Source organism: Streptomyces fructofermentans, from assembly GCF_014651055.1.
GTDB classification, from domain to species: Bacteria; Actinomycetota; Actinomycetes; order Streptomycetales; family Streptomycetaceae; genus Streptomyces; species Streptomyces fructofermentans.
Window position 1 is genome coordinate 74,833 of record NZ_BMWD01000028.1, and the last position, 14,282, is coordinate 89,114.

The following is a 14,282-nucleotide window of genomic DNA, read 5'->3' on the forward strand; positions in this document are numbered from 1 at the left end:
ATCAGACACCCACCTGGAAGCCGTCGGACCAACCCTGCATCTCCTGGACGATGCTGTCCCACGCACCGGTCAGCAGCAGCAGGCCGGTCGCGATCATCATGCCGCCGCCGACCCGCATCACCCACACGTAGTGGCGCTTGACCCAGCCGAAGGCGCCGAGCGCCTTGCGGAAGGCGACGGCCGCCAGGACGAAGGGCACGCCCAGACCGACGCAGTACGCGACCGTCAGTATGGCCCCCCTGCCGGCGCTCGCCTGGTCGAAGGCGAGCGCGTTCACGGAGGCGAGCGTCGGTCCGATGCACGGCGTCCAGCCGATGCCGAACAGCGCGCCGAGGACCGGGGCGCCGACCAGGCCGGCCACCGGACGCCGGTGGAACCGGAACTCGCGCTGGGTGAGCCAGGGCATCAGCCCGAGGAAGAAGACCCCCATGGCGATCATGAGCGCGCCCAGCACCTTGGACAGGGTGGCCTGGTGCTCCTGGAGGGTCGAGCCGAAATAGCCGAAGAGGGCGCCGCCGGAGACGAACACCGCCGTGAAGCCGAGCACGAACAGCGAGGCGCCCGCGACCATCCGCCCGCGGCGCGCCTCGGCGAGGTCGGTCCCGCTGACACCGGTCACGTACGAGAGGTAGCCGGGTACGAGCGGCAGCACGCACGGCGAGAAGAAGGACACGAGGCCGCCGAGGACCGCGATCGGCACGGCCAGCAGCAGGGCGCCGCTGAAGACCGTCTCGTTCCTGTCGGTGAGGGCGGCGAGGTCGACCGTGGTGGAGATGTCGGCGGCGGTGGCGAGAAGGGACACGAGCGGTCACTTCTCCGCGATGATCGGTTCGAGCATCTTGCGCAGGTTGTCCTCGCTGAGCGCGGCCAGCGAACGGGAGGCGACCTTGCCCTCCCGGTCGAGGACGAGCGTGGAGGGGATCGTCTGCGGGTTGAGCGTGCCCTTCTCGAACCGGAGCATCAGCCTGCCCGTCGGGTCGTACAGGCTCGGGTAGGTGACACCGTGCGCCTTCTCGAAGGCCAGCGCCGGGCTGGTGCTGGTGTCACGGGTGTTGATGCCCACGAACTGCACGCCCTGGTCCTTGAGGTCCTCGGAGACCTTGACGAAGTTCTTGGCCTCCAGGCGGCAGGGGCCGCACCAGGAGCCCCAGACGTTCAGTACGACGATCTTGCCCCGGTAGTCGGCGACGTCGAGCCGCTCGCCCTCCAGGGACTTCCCCGACAGGTCGGGGGCCTGGACCCGGTCGGCCCTGGCCACCGTGGCGATGCCGTCGGAGCCGGTGACGAACCCGGTGCCGCCCCCGCCTCCCTGCCGGCCCCCGGATGCGCAGGCGGACAGCAGCAGCGCCGCCGCGACGGCCCCGCCGGTCGCCAGGACGGCGCGGCGACGGATGCGGTTCGCGTGCTGAGGGGTCCGGTTCGAGCGCTGGGGGGCGCGGTTGGCGGCACTCATGTGAAAAGTTTCGCATGTCCGTTCCGGGGATCTTGCGCACCCCCCTCGCGGGCGGAAACCCGCATGTCAGACAGCATTTCGGGCAGCCTTCAGGCCGCCTGTCCCGACGGGGCCTTCGATCCGTTCGCGGTGTTCGTGGCGACATCGCCGAGGAACTCGTTCCAGCCGCCCGCCGGCTCCTGCCCCACACCCAGCGACCGCAGCTTCGCCAGCACGGCCGGGTCCTGCACGTCGAGCCAGTCCACGAACTGGCGGAACGACACCACGCGTACGTCCTTCTTGCCCGCGATGTGCTTCAGCGCGCCCTCGACGGCGTCCATGTATATGCCGCCGTTCCACTCCTCGAAGTGGTTGCCCACGAAGAAGGGGGCGCGGTTCGTCTCGTACGCCCGCGTGAAGCCCGCTATGTACGCGTCGGTCGCCTGCTTGCGCCAGGCCGGGTAGTTGGCGGGCGGCGCCTGGGTCGAGTTGACCGACTGGTTGGCGAGGATGTTGTAGTCCATCGAGAGGACCTCGAAACTGCGGCCGGGGAACGGGATGCCCTGGAGCGGCAGGTCCCACAGGCCCCCCTTCTTCGCGGGCCAGACCTGGAGGCCGCCGGACGAGGAGGCGTCGTAGCGCCAGCCGAGTTCGCGTGCGGCGGGCAGCAGGTTCTGCTGGCCGAGCAGGCACGGGGTACGGGCGCCGACGAGTTCCTTGTCGTAGTCGAAGGGCAGCGGGGGGAGGTCGGTCCAGCCGGTGTTCGTGCGCCACTCCTTGACGAAGGACTTCGCCTGGGCGATCTCGCTCTTCCACTGGGCCGGCGTCCAGCCTCCGACGGAGCCCCTGCCGCCGCAGAAGTGACCGTTGAAGTGCGTGCCTATCTCGTGGCCCTCCAGCCAGGCCCGGCGGACGTTCCCCAGCGTCGACTTGATGTGGTCGTCCGTCAGATAACCGATGTCGGACGCGCCCGGCGCATTGTTCGGCGGAAGGTAGAGGCGCTTTTTCGACTCGGGCAGCAGATAGATCCCGGAGAGGAAGAAGGTCATGCGCGCGTCGTGCTCTTCGGAGAGCTTCAGGAACCGCTCGAAGAGGCCGTTCCCGACATCGCCCGCGCCGTCCCAGGAGAAGACGACGAACTGCGGCGGGGTCTCACCGGGTTCGAGCGGCACCGGCCGGGCGGGCTGGCGGGGCTGCTTGCCGGTGAAGGAGGTGGAGCCGTCCCCGATCGGACGTGCGGCCGGACGTCCGCCCTGCTTGCCGCCGCCCTTGCCGCCGGTACCGCCCTTGCCGGGCTTCCCGGAACCCCGGGGCGTCCCCGGCCCGCCGCCCTGCTCGGTGCCGCATCCCGCGAGCCCCAGGGCCGCGGCGGCCCCCGCTCCGAGCCCCAGCATTCCCCTTCGGCTGATGTCGCGCATTCCCGCCCCATTCGTCGTGCCCGGTGCCCACACCCGGTGGACACCGGGTTAGAGGCTACGACGAACGAACAGGTTCCGGACAACTCGTATCGATTTCATGGACATTACGAGGATGAACCTGTAGCGAATTTCACGGAACCGAACATCCGCGAAACCTCGTCCGTTCGGGGCGGAATGGCGGCCACGGACCGGCGGCGGGCGGCGGGACGGCTCGGACACGCCCCGCCGCCGGCCCGCCCGCGGCGCGGCGGCTACGCCCCGAAGGCCTTGCCCTGGCCCTTGACCGGCTTCGCCCCGGCGAGCAGGTGCGCCGGCACGAGATCCCGGGCGGGCTCGGTGTAGCCCACGGAAACGATCCTGTCGTCCTGGTACGTGAACGTCGTCAGCGAGGCGAGCGTGCACTGCCGCTTGCGCGGGTCGTGCCACAGCCGCCGCCGCTCCACGAAGGACCGCACGATCCAGATCGGGAGCTGGTGGCTCACGCACACGGCCTCGTGCCCGCGCGCCGCGTCCTTGGCCGCGTCCAGCGCGCCCATCATCCGGACGACCTGCTCCAGATAGGGCTCGCCCCAGGACGGCTTGAACGGGTTGACGAGGTGCTTCCAGTTCTCGGGCCTGCGCAGCGCGCCGTCCCCGACCCCGAAGGTCTTGCCCTGGAAGACGTTCTCCGCCTCGACCAGCCGGCCGTCCGTCGCGAGGTCCAGACCGTGCGACTTCGCGATCGGCGTGGCCGTCTCGCGCGCCCGCTCCAGCGGCGAGGAGACGACATGCGTGATGTCGCGGGAGGCCAGGTGGTCGGCCACCCGCTCGGCCATCCGGCGGCCCAGCTCGGACAGGTGGTAGCCGGGCAGCCGCCCGTACAGGATCCCGTCCGGGTTCTCGACCTCGCCGTGCCGCATCACGTGTACGACGGTGATGTCACTCATGCTGCCGTGGCCTCCGCTGCTGCCCGAGCCGCCGCCGGAAGGGCGTCGGCGATCCGCTGTACCGCCCGCTCGTCGTGCGCCGTCGACACGAACCAGGACTCGAACGACGACGGCGGCAGGTAGACGCCCTGCGCGAGCATCGAGTGGAAGAACGCGGTGAAACGGTACGACTCCTGCGCCTTCGCGTCCTCGTAGTCGCGCACCTCTCCGTCGGTGAAGAAGACGGAGAACATGTTGGACGCGCTCTGCAGGCGGTGTGCCACGCCCTCCTTGGTGAGGGCGTCGGAGACGAGCGTACGGATCCGCGCGGACACCGCGTCGACCGTCTCGTACGCGGCGGCGTCGAGCAGGCGCAGCTGCGCGAGCCCGGCGGCGGTCGCGACCGGATTGCCGGACAGCGTGCCCGCCTGGTAGACGGGGCCCGCCGGCGCCAGGTGCGCCATGACGTCCTTCCGCCCGCCGAACGCGGCGGCCGGGAAGCCGCCGCCCATCACCTTGCCGAAGGTCATCAGGTCGGGGACGACCCCGTCGACCCCGAACCAGCCGGCCCGGCTCGTCCTGAACCCGGTCATGACCTCGTCGGAGACGAACAGCGCGCCGTTCGCCGCACACGCGTCCTTGAGGCCCTGGTTGAACCCGGGCCCGGGCGGCACCACGCCCATGTTCCCGGGCGAGGCCTCCGTGATCACACAGGCGATCTCGCCGGGGTGGGCGCGGAACGCCTCGTGCACGGCGTCGAGGTCGTTGTACGGCAGGACGATGGTGTCCCCGGCCTGCGCGCCGGTGACACCGGGGGTGTCGGGAAGGGCGAACGTGGCCACGCCACTGCCCGCCGCGGCCAGCAGGGCGTCCACGTGCCCGTGGTAGCAGCCGGCGAACTTCACGACCTTGGCGCGCCCGGTGAACCCGCGCGCGAGACGGATGGCGGACATGGTCGCCTCGGTGCCGCTGGACACGAGGCGGACCTGCTCCACCGGCTCCACGCGGGCGACGATCTCCTCGGCGAGCGCGACCTCGCCCTCCCCCGGCGTGCCGAAGGACGTGCCCTTGGAGACGGCCGCGTGCACGGCGGCGAGGACCTCGGGGTGGGAATGGCCGAGGATCATCGGCCCCCACGAACAAACGAGGTCCACATACTCCCTCCCGTCGGCATCCGTCAGGTAGGGACCGTTACCGGACACCATGAAACGGGGCGTACCGCCCACGGCGCGGAAGGCGCGGACGGGAGAGTTCACGCCGCCGGGCGTGACGGCCGCCGCACGGTCGAAAAGAGTCTGCGAAACTGGGGCTTCGTACGGATAGCTCACACGGGCCATGGTGTCAGAGGCTGCGAAGATCCCGCGGACAGGTATTTCGGCGCACGTTTCGGCGGGCGGCCGTGGGGGAGGTCACTGTCACGATGATCGGGTTGCGTGACGGGGGTCGCGCGCCTTAGAAAAGCAGTCGGGTGGAGATATGCATCGCGGTGGCGGACTGGGCGAGGGGACCGATGACCTCGGTCCTCGGCGTGCCCGGCGGGGGAAGCACCGACGCGAGGCGGAAGCGGCCGAGGCACGGCAGGCGCAGGGATCGCAGGGCGACCCTGAGCGGAACGAGCCGTCCACGCGTATGGACGGTATGGACTTCATGGACCGCGGGGCAGAGCAGCTCAGTGCAGGAAGCGGGAATGGTGGCCGGGTGGGGGTGACGTACAAGTATTTCGGGGCCCCGGACGGCGCGACCGCCGCCCGTGTCCCGATCTCCATGCGCCCCGAGGAGCTCGGCGGCGACGAACTCGGCATGAACGGCATGTTCACCAAGATCAAGCCGGAGACGATGGCCGCCATGGTCCTCACGGGCATCGAGGGCGTCCCCCTGCACAAGGTGCCCCCGCTGGAACTCGTCGTCCTCCACCCCGACTACGCCGTCGTCAAGCTCCCCATGACCGTCGTCGACCCGCTGCGCGGCATCGGCGAGGAGGCCGTGGGCGCGGCCGCCTTCATCTGGTCGACCGTGCCGGACCGCGGGGGCCCGCGCGACGCGTTCAACGTCTACCAGCTCCTCCACGAGTGGCAGGACTTCTCGCACCGGCTGCACGAGGCCGGGCACCAGCCGTACTGCCTCGTGTGGCCGTAGGCCCGAACCCGCCCGGACTGTCCGGGCGGGACGGCCCCGTCGCGGACCCGCGCGGGGCGTCGGCCCCGGCACCCGCACTCGCGCACGGCGGTGAGCCGGACGGCCGGGGCGCGCCACCCGCCGTCCGGCCCTGACCTCGCGGGACTCACGCGGCCGGGGCCACCGCCTCCACCGCGGGCGTGCTCACGGCCCTGCGGGCCGTGAGCAGGCTCGTCGCCATGGTCGCCGCGGCGGCCACCGCCACGATGCCGAGCCAGATGCCCGGGCCCCGGTCCGGCAGGACGGAGTCCGTGCGGACGACCGTGAAGGGGATGATCCCCGCCAGCCCGGCCACCGTTCCGCACACCACGCCCGTCACCGTGAGGACGAGGGACTCGGCGGCGACCACGCCGAGGACCTGGTGCGGCGTCGCGCCCGCCAGCCGCTGCCTGCCGAACTCTCCGCGCCGGTAGGTCGTGGCCGCGTACAGCGAGTTGACCAGCATGACGCAGCAGAAGACCACGATGATGCCGACGACCGTGAGGTTGAGGGTTTCGAGGTTCTTGGCGTCCACGGACTTAGGGACCCCGGAGGCCTCGATGGCGTCGTTCTCGACGGCCTGGACGTGGAGCGTCACCGTCGCCATCCCGACGAACAGGATCAACGGCATGAGCACGCCGGACAGTTGGTCGGCACGCTGCCGCATCAGCCGCACGGCGAGATAGCCGCTCGGACCCGGCAGCGGCAGCCGGCCGAGCACGGCCCTCAGCACGTTCGCGGAGAGCAGCGCGAAGCCGACGGCGAGCAGGATCGAGCCGTACGCGGCCGGTGCCATCAGCGCCTCGGCGGTGGCTGTGAAGGCGAAGGTCGAGCAGACCGAGGCGGCGCCGAGCAGCAGCGCCGCGCCGGTGAGGTACGCCCTCGCGCGCCCCTTCCCGGGCCGGCGCTCCCGGCCGGCCCGGCGCACCGCGAGGAACGCCGCGCCCGCCGCCGCGAACAGTGTGATGCCGAAGCCGGAGACCAGTGCGACCGGACCGAAGGAGTGGTCGACGGACCCGGCGACCTGGCCGCTGTCCTGGAAGAGCCCGAGCAGCACCCGCCCGCCCAGGACCGCGGGCCCGATCGCGAGGAGCGCGCCGGCCAGGGAGACGGCCACCGCCTCGCCGACGACCATCCGCCCGAGCTGCGCCGGGGTCGCCCCCGAGCAGCGCAGCAGGTCCATCTCGGCAGTGCGCCGGCGGACGTTCACCGTCAGGGTGGAGGCGACGGCGAAGAGGACGAGGAGCGTGCCGTAGCCGCCGACCACCCCCGCCGCCGTGGTCAGGGTCTCCGCGCTGACGGCGTCGACGCCCGGCGCGCCGGCGGTGTCGTGCAGCGAGTTGAAGGTCATGACGACCAGCGCGCCCAGGAACGCGGACAGCAGGGTCGCGGCGAAGCTCCCGGGGCGCCGGCGGACGGAACGCAGGGCGAGGGCGAGCATCGCTCACACCCCCGTCAGCGCGTCGTCGCCGAGGTGCGCGAGGCGCTCGGCCACCGCGTCCGCGGTCGGCCGCCGCATCTCCCCGGCGATCCGGCCGTCCGCGAGGAACAGCACGGAGTCGGCGTACGAGGCCGCCACCGGGTCGTGGGTCACCATGACGACCGTACGACCGTGGACGCGTACGGCGTCCTGGAGCAGCAGCAGGACCTCCCGCGCGCTGCGGGTGTCGAGGGCGCCGGTCGGCTCGTCCGCGAGGATCACGCTCGGCTCGGTGACCAGGGCCCGGGCGATGGCCACGCGCTGGCGCTGGCCGCCGGACAGCTCGTCGGGCCGGTGGCCGAGGCGGTCCCCGAGGCCGACGGCGGTCAGGATCTCGCGCACCCGCGCCCGGTCGACGGGGCGGCGGGCGAGCTTCAGCGGCAGGACCGTGTTCTGGGCGACGGTGAGCGTGTCGAGCAGGTTGTACTGCTGGAAGACGAAACCGACGCGGCTGCGCCGGAACCTCGTCAGCTCGGCCTCGCCGCCGCCCGTCATCTCCGTGCCGTCGACCACGACGATGCCGCTGTCGGGCCTGTCGAGTCCGGCCGCGCACTGGAGCAGGGTGGACTTGCCGGACCCCGAGGGCCCCATCACCGCGGTGAACGTGCCGCGCGCCAGGCTGAACGTCACCTCGTCGAGCGCGGTCACGGCACGGTCGCCGCTGCCGTAGGTCCTGCTCACCTTGACCAGCCGGAGCGCCTCGGCCGACCCCGTACCGCGCTCGCTCGCGCGTCGATCCCTTCGGCGGATCATCGTCATCACCCCTCCGTCGGGCACCTCTCGGCGCCCCGCAGCCGGGCACTCCCTGTGCCCCGGTAACGACGCTACGGAGCGGGCGGGGCCGGCACATTGGGCCCAGAACCCCGGGTGGGGGGTGTAGCCAGTGACACCCCGGGGGTCGGGAAGGCCCTCCGTCCGACCCGGCCGGGTCGGGCCCGTTCGGGCGGGGGCCGGGTGCCGGCGGCGCGACGGAGGCGGCCCGCGGCCGTCGGGAGACCGGTCGCCGTGCGGTCGCCGGGGCGGTTCTCTCCGGCGGCCGGAAGATTCCGCGCGACGGGACCAGTCTGCGGGGCCGTCCGCTCCGTAGTACCTGCTGGAGAGGGCGCGGCCGGGTCTCCCGCCCGGTTCCCGCCCCCGCCGGGACCGGTGGCCCGCCTCGCCCAGCCGCCGCGTCCCGTGCACCGGGCGAGCGCCGAGACGGGGAGGCCACGCACCGCATGAAGCGCACGGGACGCAAGGAGCGTACGGGGACCGCGCACCGCACGGGCCGGAAGAAGATCGTGTTCCTGCTGCACAACGCGTACGCCGTCGGGGCCACCGTCCGCACCACGCTCGACCTCGCGGCGGCGCTGGCCGAGCGCCACGACGTGGAGATCGTGTCGGCGCGGCGGCACCGGGACGAGCCCCGGTTCGCCGTCGATCCGCGGGTCGCCCTGGTGCCTCTGGTGGACGTGCGGGACGGCAGCGCCGACCTCACCCGCCCGGAGCACGCGCTGCCGGCCCTCGACCTCCCGGCCTGCGAAACGCGGTACGAGCAGTACAGCCGGCTCACCGACCTGCGGGCGCGCGCGTATCTGTCGGGCTGCGCCGCGGACGTCGTGATCGGCACCCGGCCCGGTCTGAACGTCTACGCGTCCCGGTTCGCGCCGCGCCGGTCCCTGCGGATCGCCCAGGAGCGTCTGCGGCTCGACGCCCGCGGCAGGCGCCTGCTCCGGATGCCGGCCGCCCGCTACCGCTCGCTGGACGCGGTGGTGACGACGACGGAGGCGGACGCGCGCGCCTACCGGGAGGGGGTGCCGCTGCCCGGGGTGCGGGTGGCCGCGGTGCCCGACGTCGTGCCCGCGGCCGGCGGTCCGCCCGGAGGGGCACGTCCGAACGTGATCGCCGCGGCGGGCCGGCTGGTGCCCGGGAAGCGCTTCGACCTGCTGATCGAGGCGTTCTCCGCGGTCGCCTCCAAGGAGCCCGACTGGCAGTTGCGGATCTACGGCGGCGGCCCCGGGCGCGAGCACCTCCAGCAGCTGATCGACGGTCTGGGCCTGTCCCGGCACGCCCGTCTGATGGGCCCCCGTACACCGATGGGGGCCGAGTTCGCGAAGTCGGCGATGGTGGTCTGCGCCTCGGACGCGGAGGCGTCCGGGACGACCCTCGTCGAGGCGATGAGGTGCGGGGTGCCCGTGATCAGCACGGACTGCCCGCTGGGGCCCGGCGAGATCGTCACCGACGGGGTGGACGGCCTGCTGGTCCCGGTGGGCGACGCCCGGTCCCTCGCCGACGCGATGCTCGACCTGATCGCGGACGGGCCGCTGCGCCGGACGATGGGCGCGGCGGCGCTGGAGAGCTCCCGGCGCTTCGATCCCGGGCCGATCGCGGACCGCTACGAGGACCTGTTCGCCGAGCTGGCCGCGACCGGCGGCCGACGCGCCCTGTCCCGGGCCGCGGGCCGTGTGACGAGCCTGGCCCGGCGGGGCGCCGGGGTGGTGCGGCACCGCGCGCGGGAGTGGTTGGTCCGCCCGCGACCGGCACGCACGGCCCGGCTGGACCTGCCCGAGGGGTCCGAGGCCGGGTGACGGGGCGCCCCCGCGCCACGGGCACGGGCGGACGCCACGACACCTCGGGAACGGGGCACTCCCGCAGTGCGGGCGGGTACGACGGCACCGCGGCACTCCCGGCGTACGGGCGCGGCGGCACCACGGCCCCTCCGACGACCGGGAGCCCGGCAGGCGTACCCGGTGCGGGAGCCGACCACCGGGGCCCGGGAAGCGGGGTCGGTCTCCGGGGGCCGAGAGGGCCGGGGGACCCCGCAGGGTGCCGGGTCGGCCCGAGCCGGGGAGCCGGTCCGGGCTACTCGGGCCGCAGCGCGGCGAGTTGCTGTTCGAACGGGATCACCTCGAAGCCACCCGCCCCCACCGGCCCGCCGGGCGCCGGCACGGACACCGGCACCTGCACGGACTCCGGCGGGGACCCGGCCCGATCGGCAGACCCGGCCGGGCCGGCAGCCACCCGCGCACCGGCGGTGAGCCCGCGCATCAGTCCGGCCAGCTCTGCCGCCGCCCGCTCGATGCGCTCCGCCAGGCCCTCGGCGCCCCAGTCCTCCGAGGCGGCGTACACGCCGGTCGGCACGACCACGGCCCGCAGGTACGAGAACAGCGGGCGCAGCGCGTGCTCCAGGACCAGCGAGTGCCGGGCCGAGCCGCCGGTCGCGGCGATCAGCACCGGCCTGCCGGTCAGCGCCTCGGGGTCCAGCACGTCGAAGAAGGACTTGAACAGCCCGCTGTAGGAGGCGGAGAACACGGGCGTGACCACAATCAGTCCGTCCGCGGTCGCCACCGCGTCGAGCGCGGAGGCGAGCGCCGGACCGGGGAACCCGGTGGTGAGGTTGTGGGCGATCTCGACCGCGAGGTCCCGCAGTTCCACCACGCGCACGTCCACCGCGCCCTGTCCCCCGGCCCGGTCGGAGACGGCCGTCGCGAGCCGGTCGGCCAGCAGCCGGGTCGACGACGGGACGCTCAGCCCCGCCGAGACGACGACGAGCCTCATGACACGGTCACCTCCTTGGCGGCGGCCACACGGGCCGCGTGGGTGGGAGCCTCCGGCACACCGGCCGGACGGCCCTTGGCGAACTCCTCGCGCAGGACGGGGACGACCTCCTCGCCCAGCAGGTCGAGCTGTTCGAGCACCGACTTCAGCGGCAGGCCGGCGTGGTCCACGAGGAACAGCTGGCGCTGGTAGTCGCCGGCGTACTCGCGGAAGGTCAGCGTCTTCTCGATGACCTCCTGCGGCGACCCGACGGTCAGCGGGGTCTGGTCGGTGAACTCCTCCAGGGACGGCCCGTGCCCGTACACCGGCGCGTTGTCGAAGTAGGGCCGGAACTCCCGTACCGCGTCCTGCGAGTTGCGCCGCATGAACACCTGCCCGCCGAGCCCGACGATCGCCTGCTCGGGCGTGCCGTGCCCGTAGTGCGCGTACCGCGACCGGTACAGCTCGACCATCCGCTTGGTGTGGTCGGCCGGCCAGAAGATGTTGTTGTGGAAGAAGCCGTCGCCGTAGTACGCGGCCTGCTCGGCGATCTCCGGCGAGCGGATCGAGCCGTGCCAGACGAACGGCGGCACGTCGTCGAGGGGCCGGGGCGTCGAGGTGAAGGACTGGAGGGGCGTACGGAACTTGCCCTCCCAGGTCACCACGTCCTCGCGCCACAACCGGTGCAGCAGGGCGTAGTTCTCCACGGCGAGGTTGATCCCCTGCCGGATGTCCTTGCCGAACCAGGGGTAGACCGGGCCGGTGTTGCCGCGCCCCATCATGAGGTCCACGCGTCCGTCCGCCAGGTGCTGGAGCATCGCGAAGTCCTCCGCGATCTTCACCGGGTCGTTGGTGGTGATGAGTGTGGTGGACGTGGAGAGGATCAGCTTCTCCGTCCGCGCCGCCACATAGCCGAGCATCGTGGTCGGCGACGACGGCACGAAGGGCGGGTTGTGGTGCTCGCCGGTCGCGAAGACGTCGAGACCGACCTCCTCCGCCTTCTGGGCGATGGCGACCATGGCCTTGATCCGCTCGCCCTCGGTCGGCGTCCGGCCGGTCGTCGGGTCCGGTGTCACATCACCGACGCTGAAGATCCCGAACTGCATGGTCGCTCACCCTCCAGGTTGTTGATTGTTCAACTATACCCCTGAACGGCGGCACCGCGACACCTATTCCCCGAGGTCCGGACGCGGGCCGGACGCGGGCCCGGACCCGGGGCCGGGGCCGGACCCGGGGCCGGACACCGGCCCCCCGGGACTGTCGGTGGCCCGTCCTACGATCCCCCCATGGCCGCCCCACGCCGCGACACCCGCGGAATCGTCGGCGCCGCGGAGTTCCTCGCGCGCGTCGACTTCCGCCGCCCCGCGCCCGCCGAGGCGCTGCGCCCCTACGTGGAGCACTACTGGCTGATCGACTGGGACCTCGCCGAGCCGTACGTCTCGCACGTGGTGCCCCACCCCTCGGTCCACGTGGTCTTCCAGTGGTTCGAGGGGCGGGAGCCCTTCGCCGAGGTCGCGGGCATCCCGTCCGGACTCTTCACCCAGCGGCTGACCGGGCGGGGACGGGTCTGCGGGGTCAAGTTCCGCCCGGGCGGTTTCCGCCCCTTCGCCCCCGGCCCGCCCGTGAGCGCCTGGACGGGCCGGCGCGTACGGCAGCCCGAGGTGTTCCCCGACACGGACCCGGCGGCGGTCCTCCTCCCCGCCGGGGAGGACGCGCGCGTCGCCGCGCTCGACGACTTCCTGCTGCGGCTCGCCCCGGCCGCCCCCGACCCGCGGGCCGCCCTGGCGACCGGCCTCGCCGAGCGGATCCGCGGCGACCGCGGCATCCGCCGTGTCGGCGAGTTCGCCCGCTCCCAGGGCATGACCGTCCGGGCGATGCAGCGCCTCTTCTCCGCGTACGTCGGCGTGGGCCCCAAGTGGATCATCCTGCGCCACCGCATCCACGAGGCCCTGGAGCACGCCGAGTCCGCGCCGGACGTCGACTGGGCCTCCCTGGCCGCCGACCTGGGCTACGCGGACCAGGCCCATCTCGTCCGGGACTTCACGGCGACGGTGGGCGTCCCGCCGACGGCGTACGCCCGGGGCGAGCACCCCGTGGGACGGACCGGGGCCGCCCCCGGGTGACCGATCGCGGCCACCCCGGACGCCCGCACCGGGTCCACCCCGGGTGACCGAACAGAGCCACCCCCGGTGACCGACCGCGCCCACCCCGGGTGACCGACCGCACGCCCCGGTCGGGAGCCCGTCGGACCCACGGCCCGGCGCCCCACGGCCCGGCGGACCCACCGGTCCACGGCTCACCGGCCCCCGGCCCGGTAGCCCCGCAGCCCCGCAGCCCCGCAGCCGCAGTCGCAGTCGCAGTCGCAGTCGCTCAGCCCGTCGCCGGGGTGGCTCAGGGGACCAGGACGAGCCGCCCCCGCACCCCGCCCTTCGCGAGCCGTCCGTGCGCCTCGACCGCCTCCTCCAGGGGGTAGGTCCCGGCGACCCTGGCCGTCAGGACGCCCGCGTCGAGGAGCGCCACCAGCTCGGCGAGCCGTGCCCCGTCGGCCGCCACCTCCACGGCGGCGGTCCGCACCCCGCGCACGGGGGCGGGTTCGGTCCGCGGGATGACCCCCGCGTACGCGCCGCCGTCGCGCACCCACTCCAGCGCGGCCGCGCCGAGCACGGCCGCGTCCAGGACCGCGTCGAACCCGCCCGCCGGGGACGCGCCGCCCGGGACGAAACGCGCCGCGCCCAGGGACCGTACGAGCGGCTCGTCGCTCTCGCGTGCCAACGCGGTCACGACCACCCCGCGGTGCGCTGCGAGCTGCACGGCGTACCCGCCGACCGCGCCCGCCGCGCCCGTGACCAGCAGCGACTGCCCCTCCCCGAGGTCCAGCAGGTCCAGGGCGCCGGCCGCCGTGAGGGCGTTCAGCGGCAGGGTGGCCGCGTGCACGGCGTCGACCGAGGCGGGCGCCGCGGCGACCGAGGCGGCGTCCACGACCACGTACTCGGCGTGCGTACCGAGCGGCTTGACCAGGCCGTACTGGAGCGCGACCACCCGGTCGCCCACGGACCGGTCCGCGCCGGGCCCCACCGCGTCCACCGTGCCCGCCACGTCCCAGCCGAGCCCGATCCGCTCGCCCGCGCCGCCGAACACGCCGGAGCGGACGCCCGCGTCGACCGGGTTCAGCGCCGCCGCCGCGACCTTGATCCGCACCTGCCCGGCAGCGGGCTCGGGCACCTCCGACTCCACGATCCGTACGGCCTCGGGACCGCCGAACTCCGTCACCACGAGTGCACGCATGACCAACTCTCCCTTTTGCAGCGACTTGTACGGGTTCCTCTCCCGTTGCGACAACCCTAGGAAGAGTTACTCTCTTCTGGTAAGTAGGCACC

The 14,282-nt window shown here is 73.3% G+C and carries 13 protein-coding genes; 3 read left to right on the top strand and 10 right to left on the bottom strand.

Annotated elements, in window-relative coordinates; genetic code table 11:
* Position 1 precedes the first annotated feature (1 nt).
* The 5 genes from IE265_RS30805 to hemL form a co-directional block, all read right to left on the bottom strand.
* Positions 2-775 (bottom strand): cytochrome c biogenesis CcdA family protein, encoded by a 774-nt coding sequence (locus IE265_RS30805; protein ID WP_190039066.1) that lies wholly within the window; start codon positions 773-775, stop codon positions 2-4.
* A gap of 33 nt (positions 776-808) precedes the next feature.
* A complete protein-coding gene (locus IE265_RS30810) occupies positions 809-1,453 on the bottom strand; it encodes a TlpA family protein disulfide reductase (RefSeq protein WP_190039019.1) in 645 nt (214 codons plus the stop codon).
* 89 nt (positions 1,454-1,542) lie between these two features.
* Positions 1,543-2,850 carry a polysaccharide deacetylase family protein gene (locus IE265_RS30815; RefSeq protein WP_190039020.1) on the bottom strand — a complete coding sequence of 436 codons (1,308 nt, stop codon included), beginning with the start codon at positions 2,848-2,850 and terminating at the stop codon, positions 1,543-1,545.
* A 251-nt stretch (positions 2,851-3,101) separates the two neighbouring features.
* Positions 3,102-3,776, bottom strand: a complete 675-nt coding sequence (locus IE265_RS30820; protein WP_190039021.1) for a histidine phosphatase family protein — start codon at positions 3,774-3,776, stop codon at positions 3,102-3,104.
* The gene (gene hemL, locus IE265_RS30825) at positions 3,773-5,092 is read right to left on the bottom strand and encodes a glutamate-1-semialdehyde 2,1-aminomutase (protein WP_190039022.1); all 1,320 of its coding nucleotides are present in this window, start codon (positions 5,090-5,092) and stop codon (positions 3,773-3,775) included. The genes IE265_RS30820 and hemL overlap by 4 nt, the downstream gene beginning before the upstream one ends.
* Before the next feature lie 361 nt (positions 5,093-5,453).
* On the opposite strand from hemL, the gene IE265_RS30830 reads away from it, so the two are divergent.
* Entirely contained in the window at positions 5,454-5,891 is a 438-nt protein-coding gene (locus IE265_RS30830) for a hypothetical protein (RefSeq protein WP_003974483.1), read from the top strand.
* 145 nt (positions 5,892-6,036) lie between these two features.
* On the opposite strand, the gene IE265_RS30835 is transcribed toward IE265_RS30830, so the two are convergent.
* The gene (locus tag IE265_RS30835) at positions 6,037-7,350 is read right to left on the bottom strand and encodes an FtsX-like permease family protein (protein WP_190039023.1); all 1,314 of its coding nucleotides are present in this window, start codon (positions 7,348-7,350) and stop codon (positions 6,037-6,039) included.
* A gap of 3 nt (positions 7,351-7,353) precedes the next feature.
* Positions 7,354-8,142 (bottom strand): ABC transporter ATP-binding protein, encoded by a 789-nt coding sequence (locus IE265_RS30840; protein WP_373303068.1) that lies wholly within the window; start codon positions 8,140-8,142, stop codon positions 7,354-7,356.
* Positions 8,143-8,606: 464 nt separating this feature from the next.
* On the opposite strand from IE265_RS30840, the gene IE265_RS30845 reads away from it, so the two are divergent.
* The gene (locus IE265_RS30845; RefSeq protein ID WP_190039025.1) at positions 8,607-9,956 is read left to right on the top strand and encodes a glycosyltransferase family 4 protein; all 1,350 of its coding nucleotides are present in this window, start codon (positions 8,607-8,609) and stop codon (positions 9,954-9,956) included.
* A gap of 274 nt (positions 9,957-10,230) precedes the next feature.
* Here IE265_RS30845 and IE265_RS30850 read toward each other — a convergent pair whose 3' ends face one another.
* Complete coding sequence (locus IE265_RS30850; RefSeq protein WP_190039026.1) at positions 10,231-10,926, bottom strand: FMN reductase; 696 nt, start codon at positions 10,924-10,926, stop codon at positions 10,231-10,233.
* Positions 10,923-12,011, bottom strand: a complete 1,089-nt coding sequence (locus tag IE265_RS30855) for an LLM class flavin-dependent oxidoreductase (protein WP_190039027.1) — start codon at positions 12,009-12,011, stop codon at positions 10,923-10,925. The genes IE265_RS30850 and IE265_RS30855 overlap by 4 nt, the downstream gene beginning before the upstream one ends.
* A gap of 180 nt (positions 12,012-12,191) precedes the next feature.
* On the opposite strand from IE265_RS30855, the gene IE265_RS30860 reads away from it, so the two are divergent.
* The gene (locus tag IE265_RS30860; RefSeq protein ID WP_190039028.1) at positions 12,192-13,028 is read left to right on the top strand and encodes a helix-turn-helix domain-containing protein; all 837 of its coding nucleotides are present in this window, start codon (positions 12,192-12,194) and stop codon (positions 13,026-13,028) included.
* 268 nt (positions 13,029-13,296) lie between these two features.
* On the opposite strand, the gene IE265_RS30865 is transcribed toward IE265_RS30860, so the two are convergent.
* Entirely contained in the window at positions 13,297-14,190 is an 894-nt protein-coding gene (locus IE265_RS30865; RefSeq protein ID WP_190039029.1) for an NADP-dependent oxidoreductase, read from the bottom strand.
* Positions 14,191-14,282: the final 92 nt, after the last annotated feature.

Excerpts from the sequence above, each read along its gene's own strand:
- IE265_RS30810 (WP_190039019.1), bottom strand. The coding sequence starts at position 1,453 with ATGAGTGCCGCCAACCGCGCCCCCCAGCGCTCGAACCGGACCCCTCAG.
- IE265_RS30815 (WP_190039020.1), bottom strand. The coding sequence starts at position 2,850 with ATGCGCGACATCAGCCGAAGGGGAATGCTGGGGCTCGGAGCGGGGGCC.
- IE265_RS30820 (WP_190039021.1), bottom strand. The coding sequence starts at position 3,776 with ATGAGTGACATCACCGTCGTACACGTGATGCGGCACGGCGAGGTCGAG.
- hemL (WP_190039022.1), bottom strand. The coding sequence starts at position 5,092 with ATGGCCCGTGTGAGCTATCCGTACGAAGCCCCAGTTTCGCAGACTCTT.
- IE265_RS30835 (WP_190039023.1), bottom strand. The coding sequence starts at position 7,350 with ATGCTCGCCCTCGCCCTGCGTTCCGTCCGCCGGCGCCCCGGGAGCTTC.
- IE265_RS30840 (WP_373303068.1), bottom strand. The coding sequence starts at position 8,142 with ATGATCCGCCGAAGGGATCGACGCGCGAGCGAGCGCGGTACGGGGTCG.
- IE265_RS30845 (WP_190039025.1), top strand. The coding sequence starts at position 8,607 with ATGAAGCGCACGGGACGCAAGGAGCGTACGGGGACCGCGCACCGCACG.
- IE265_RS30850 (WP_190039026.1), bottom strand. The coding sequence starts at position 10,926 with ATGAGGCTCGTCGTCGTCTCGGCGGGGCTGAGCGTCCCGTCGTCGACC.
- IE265_RS30855 (WP_190039027.1), bottom strand. The coding sequence starts at position 12,011 with ATGCAGTTCGGGATCTTCAGCGTCGGTGATGTGACACCGGACCCGACG.
- IE265_RS30860 (WP_190039028.1), top strand. The coding sequence starts at position 12,192 with ATGGCCGCCCCACGCCGCGACACCCGCGGAATCGTCGGCGCCGCGGAG.
- IE265_RS30865 (WP_190039029.1), bottom strand. The coding sequence starts at position 14,190 with ATGCGTGCACTCGTGGTGACGGAGTTCGGCGGTCCCGAGGCCGTACGG.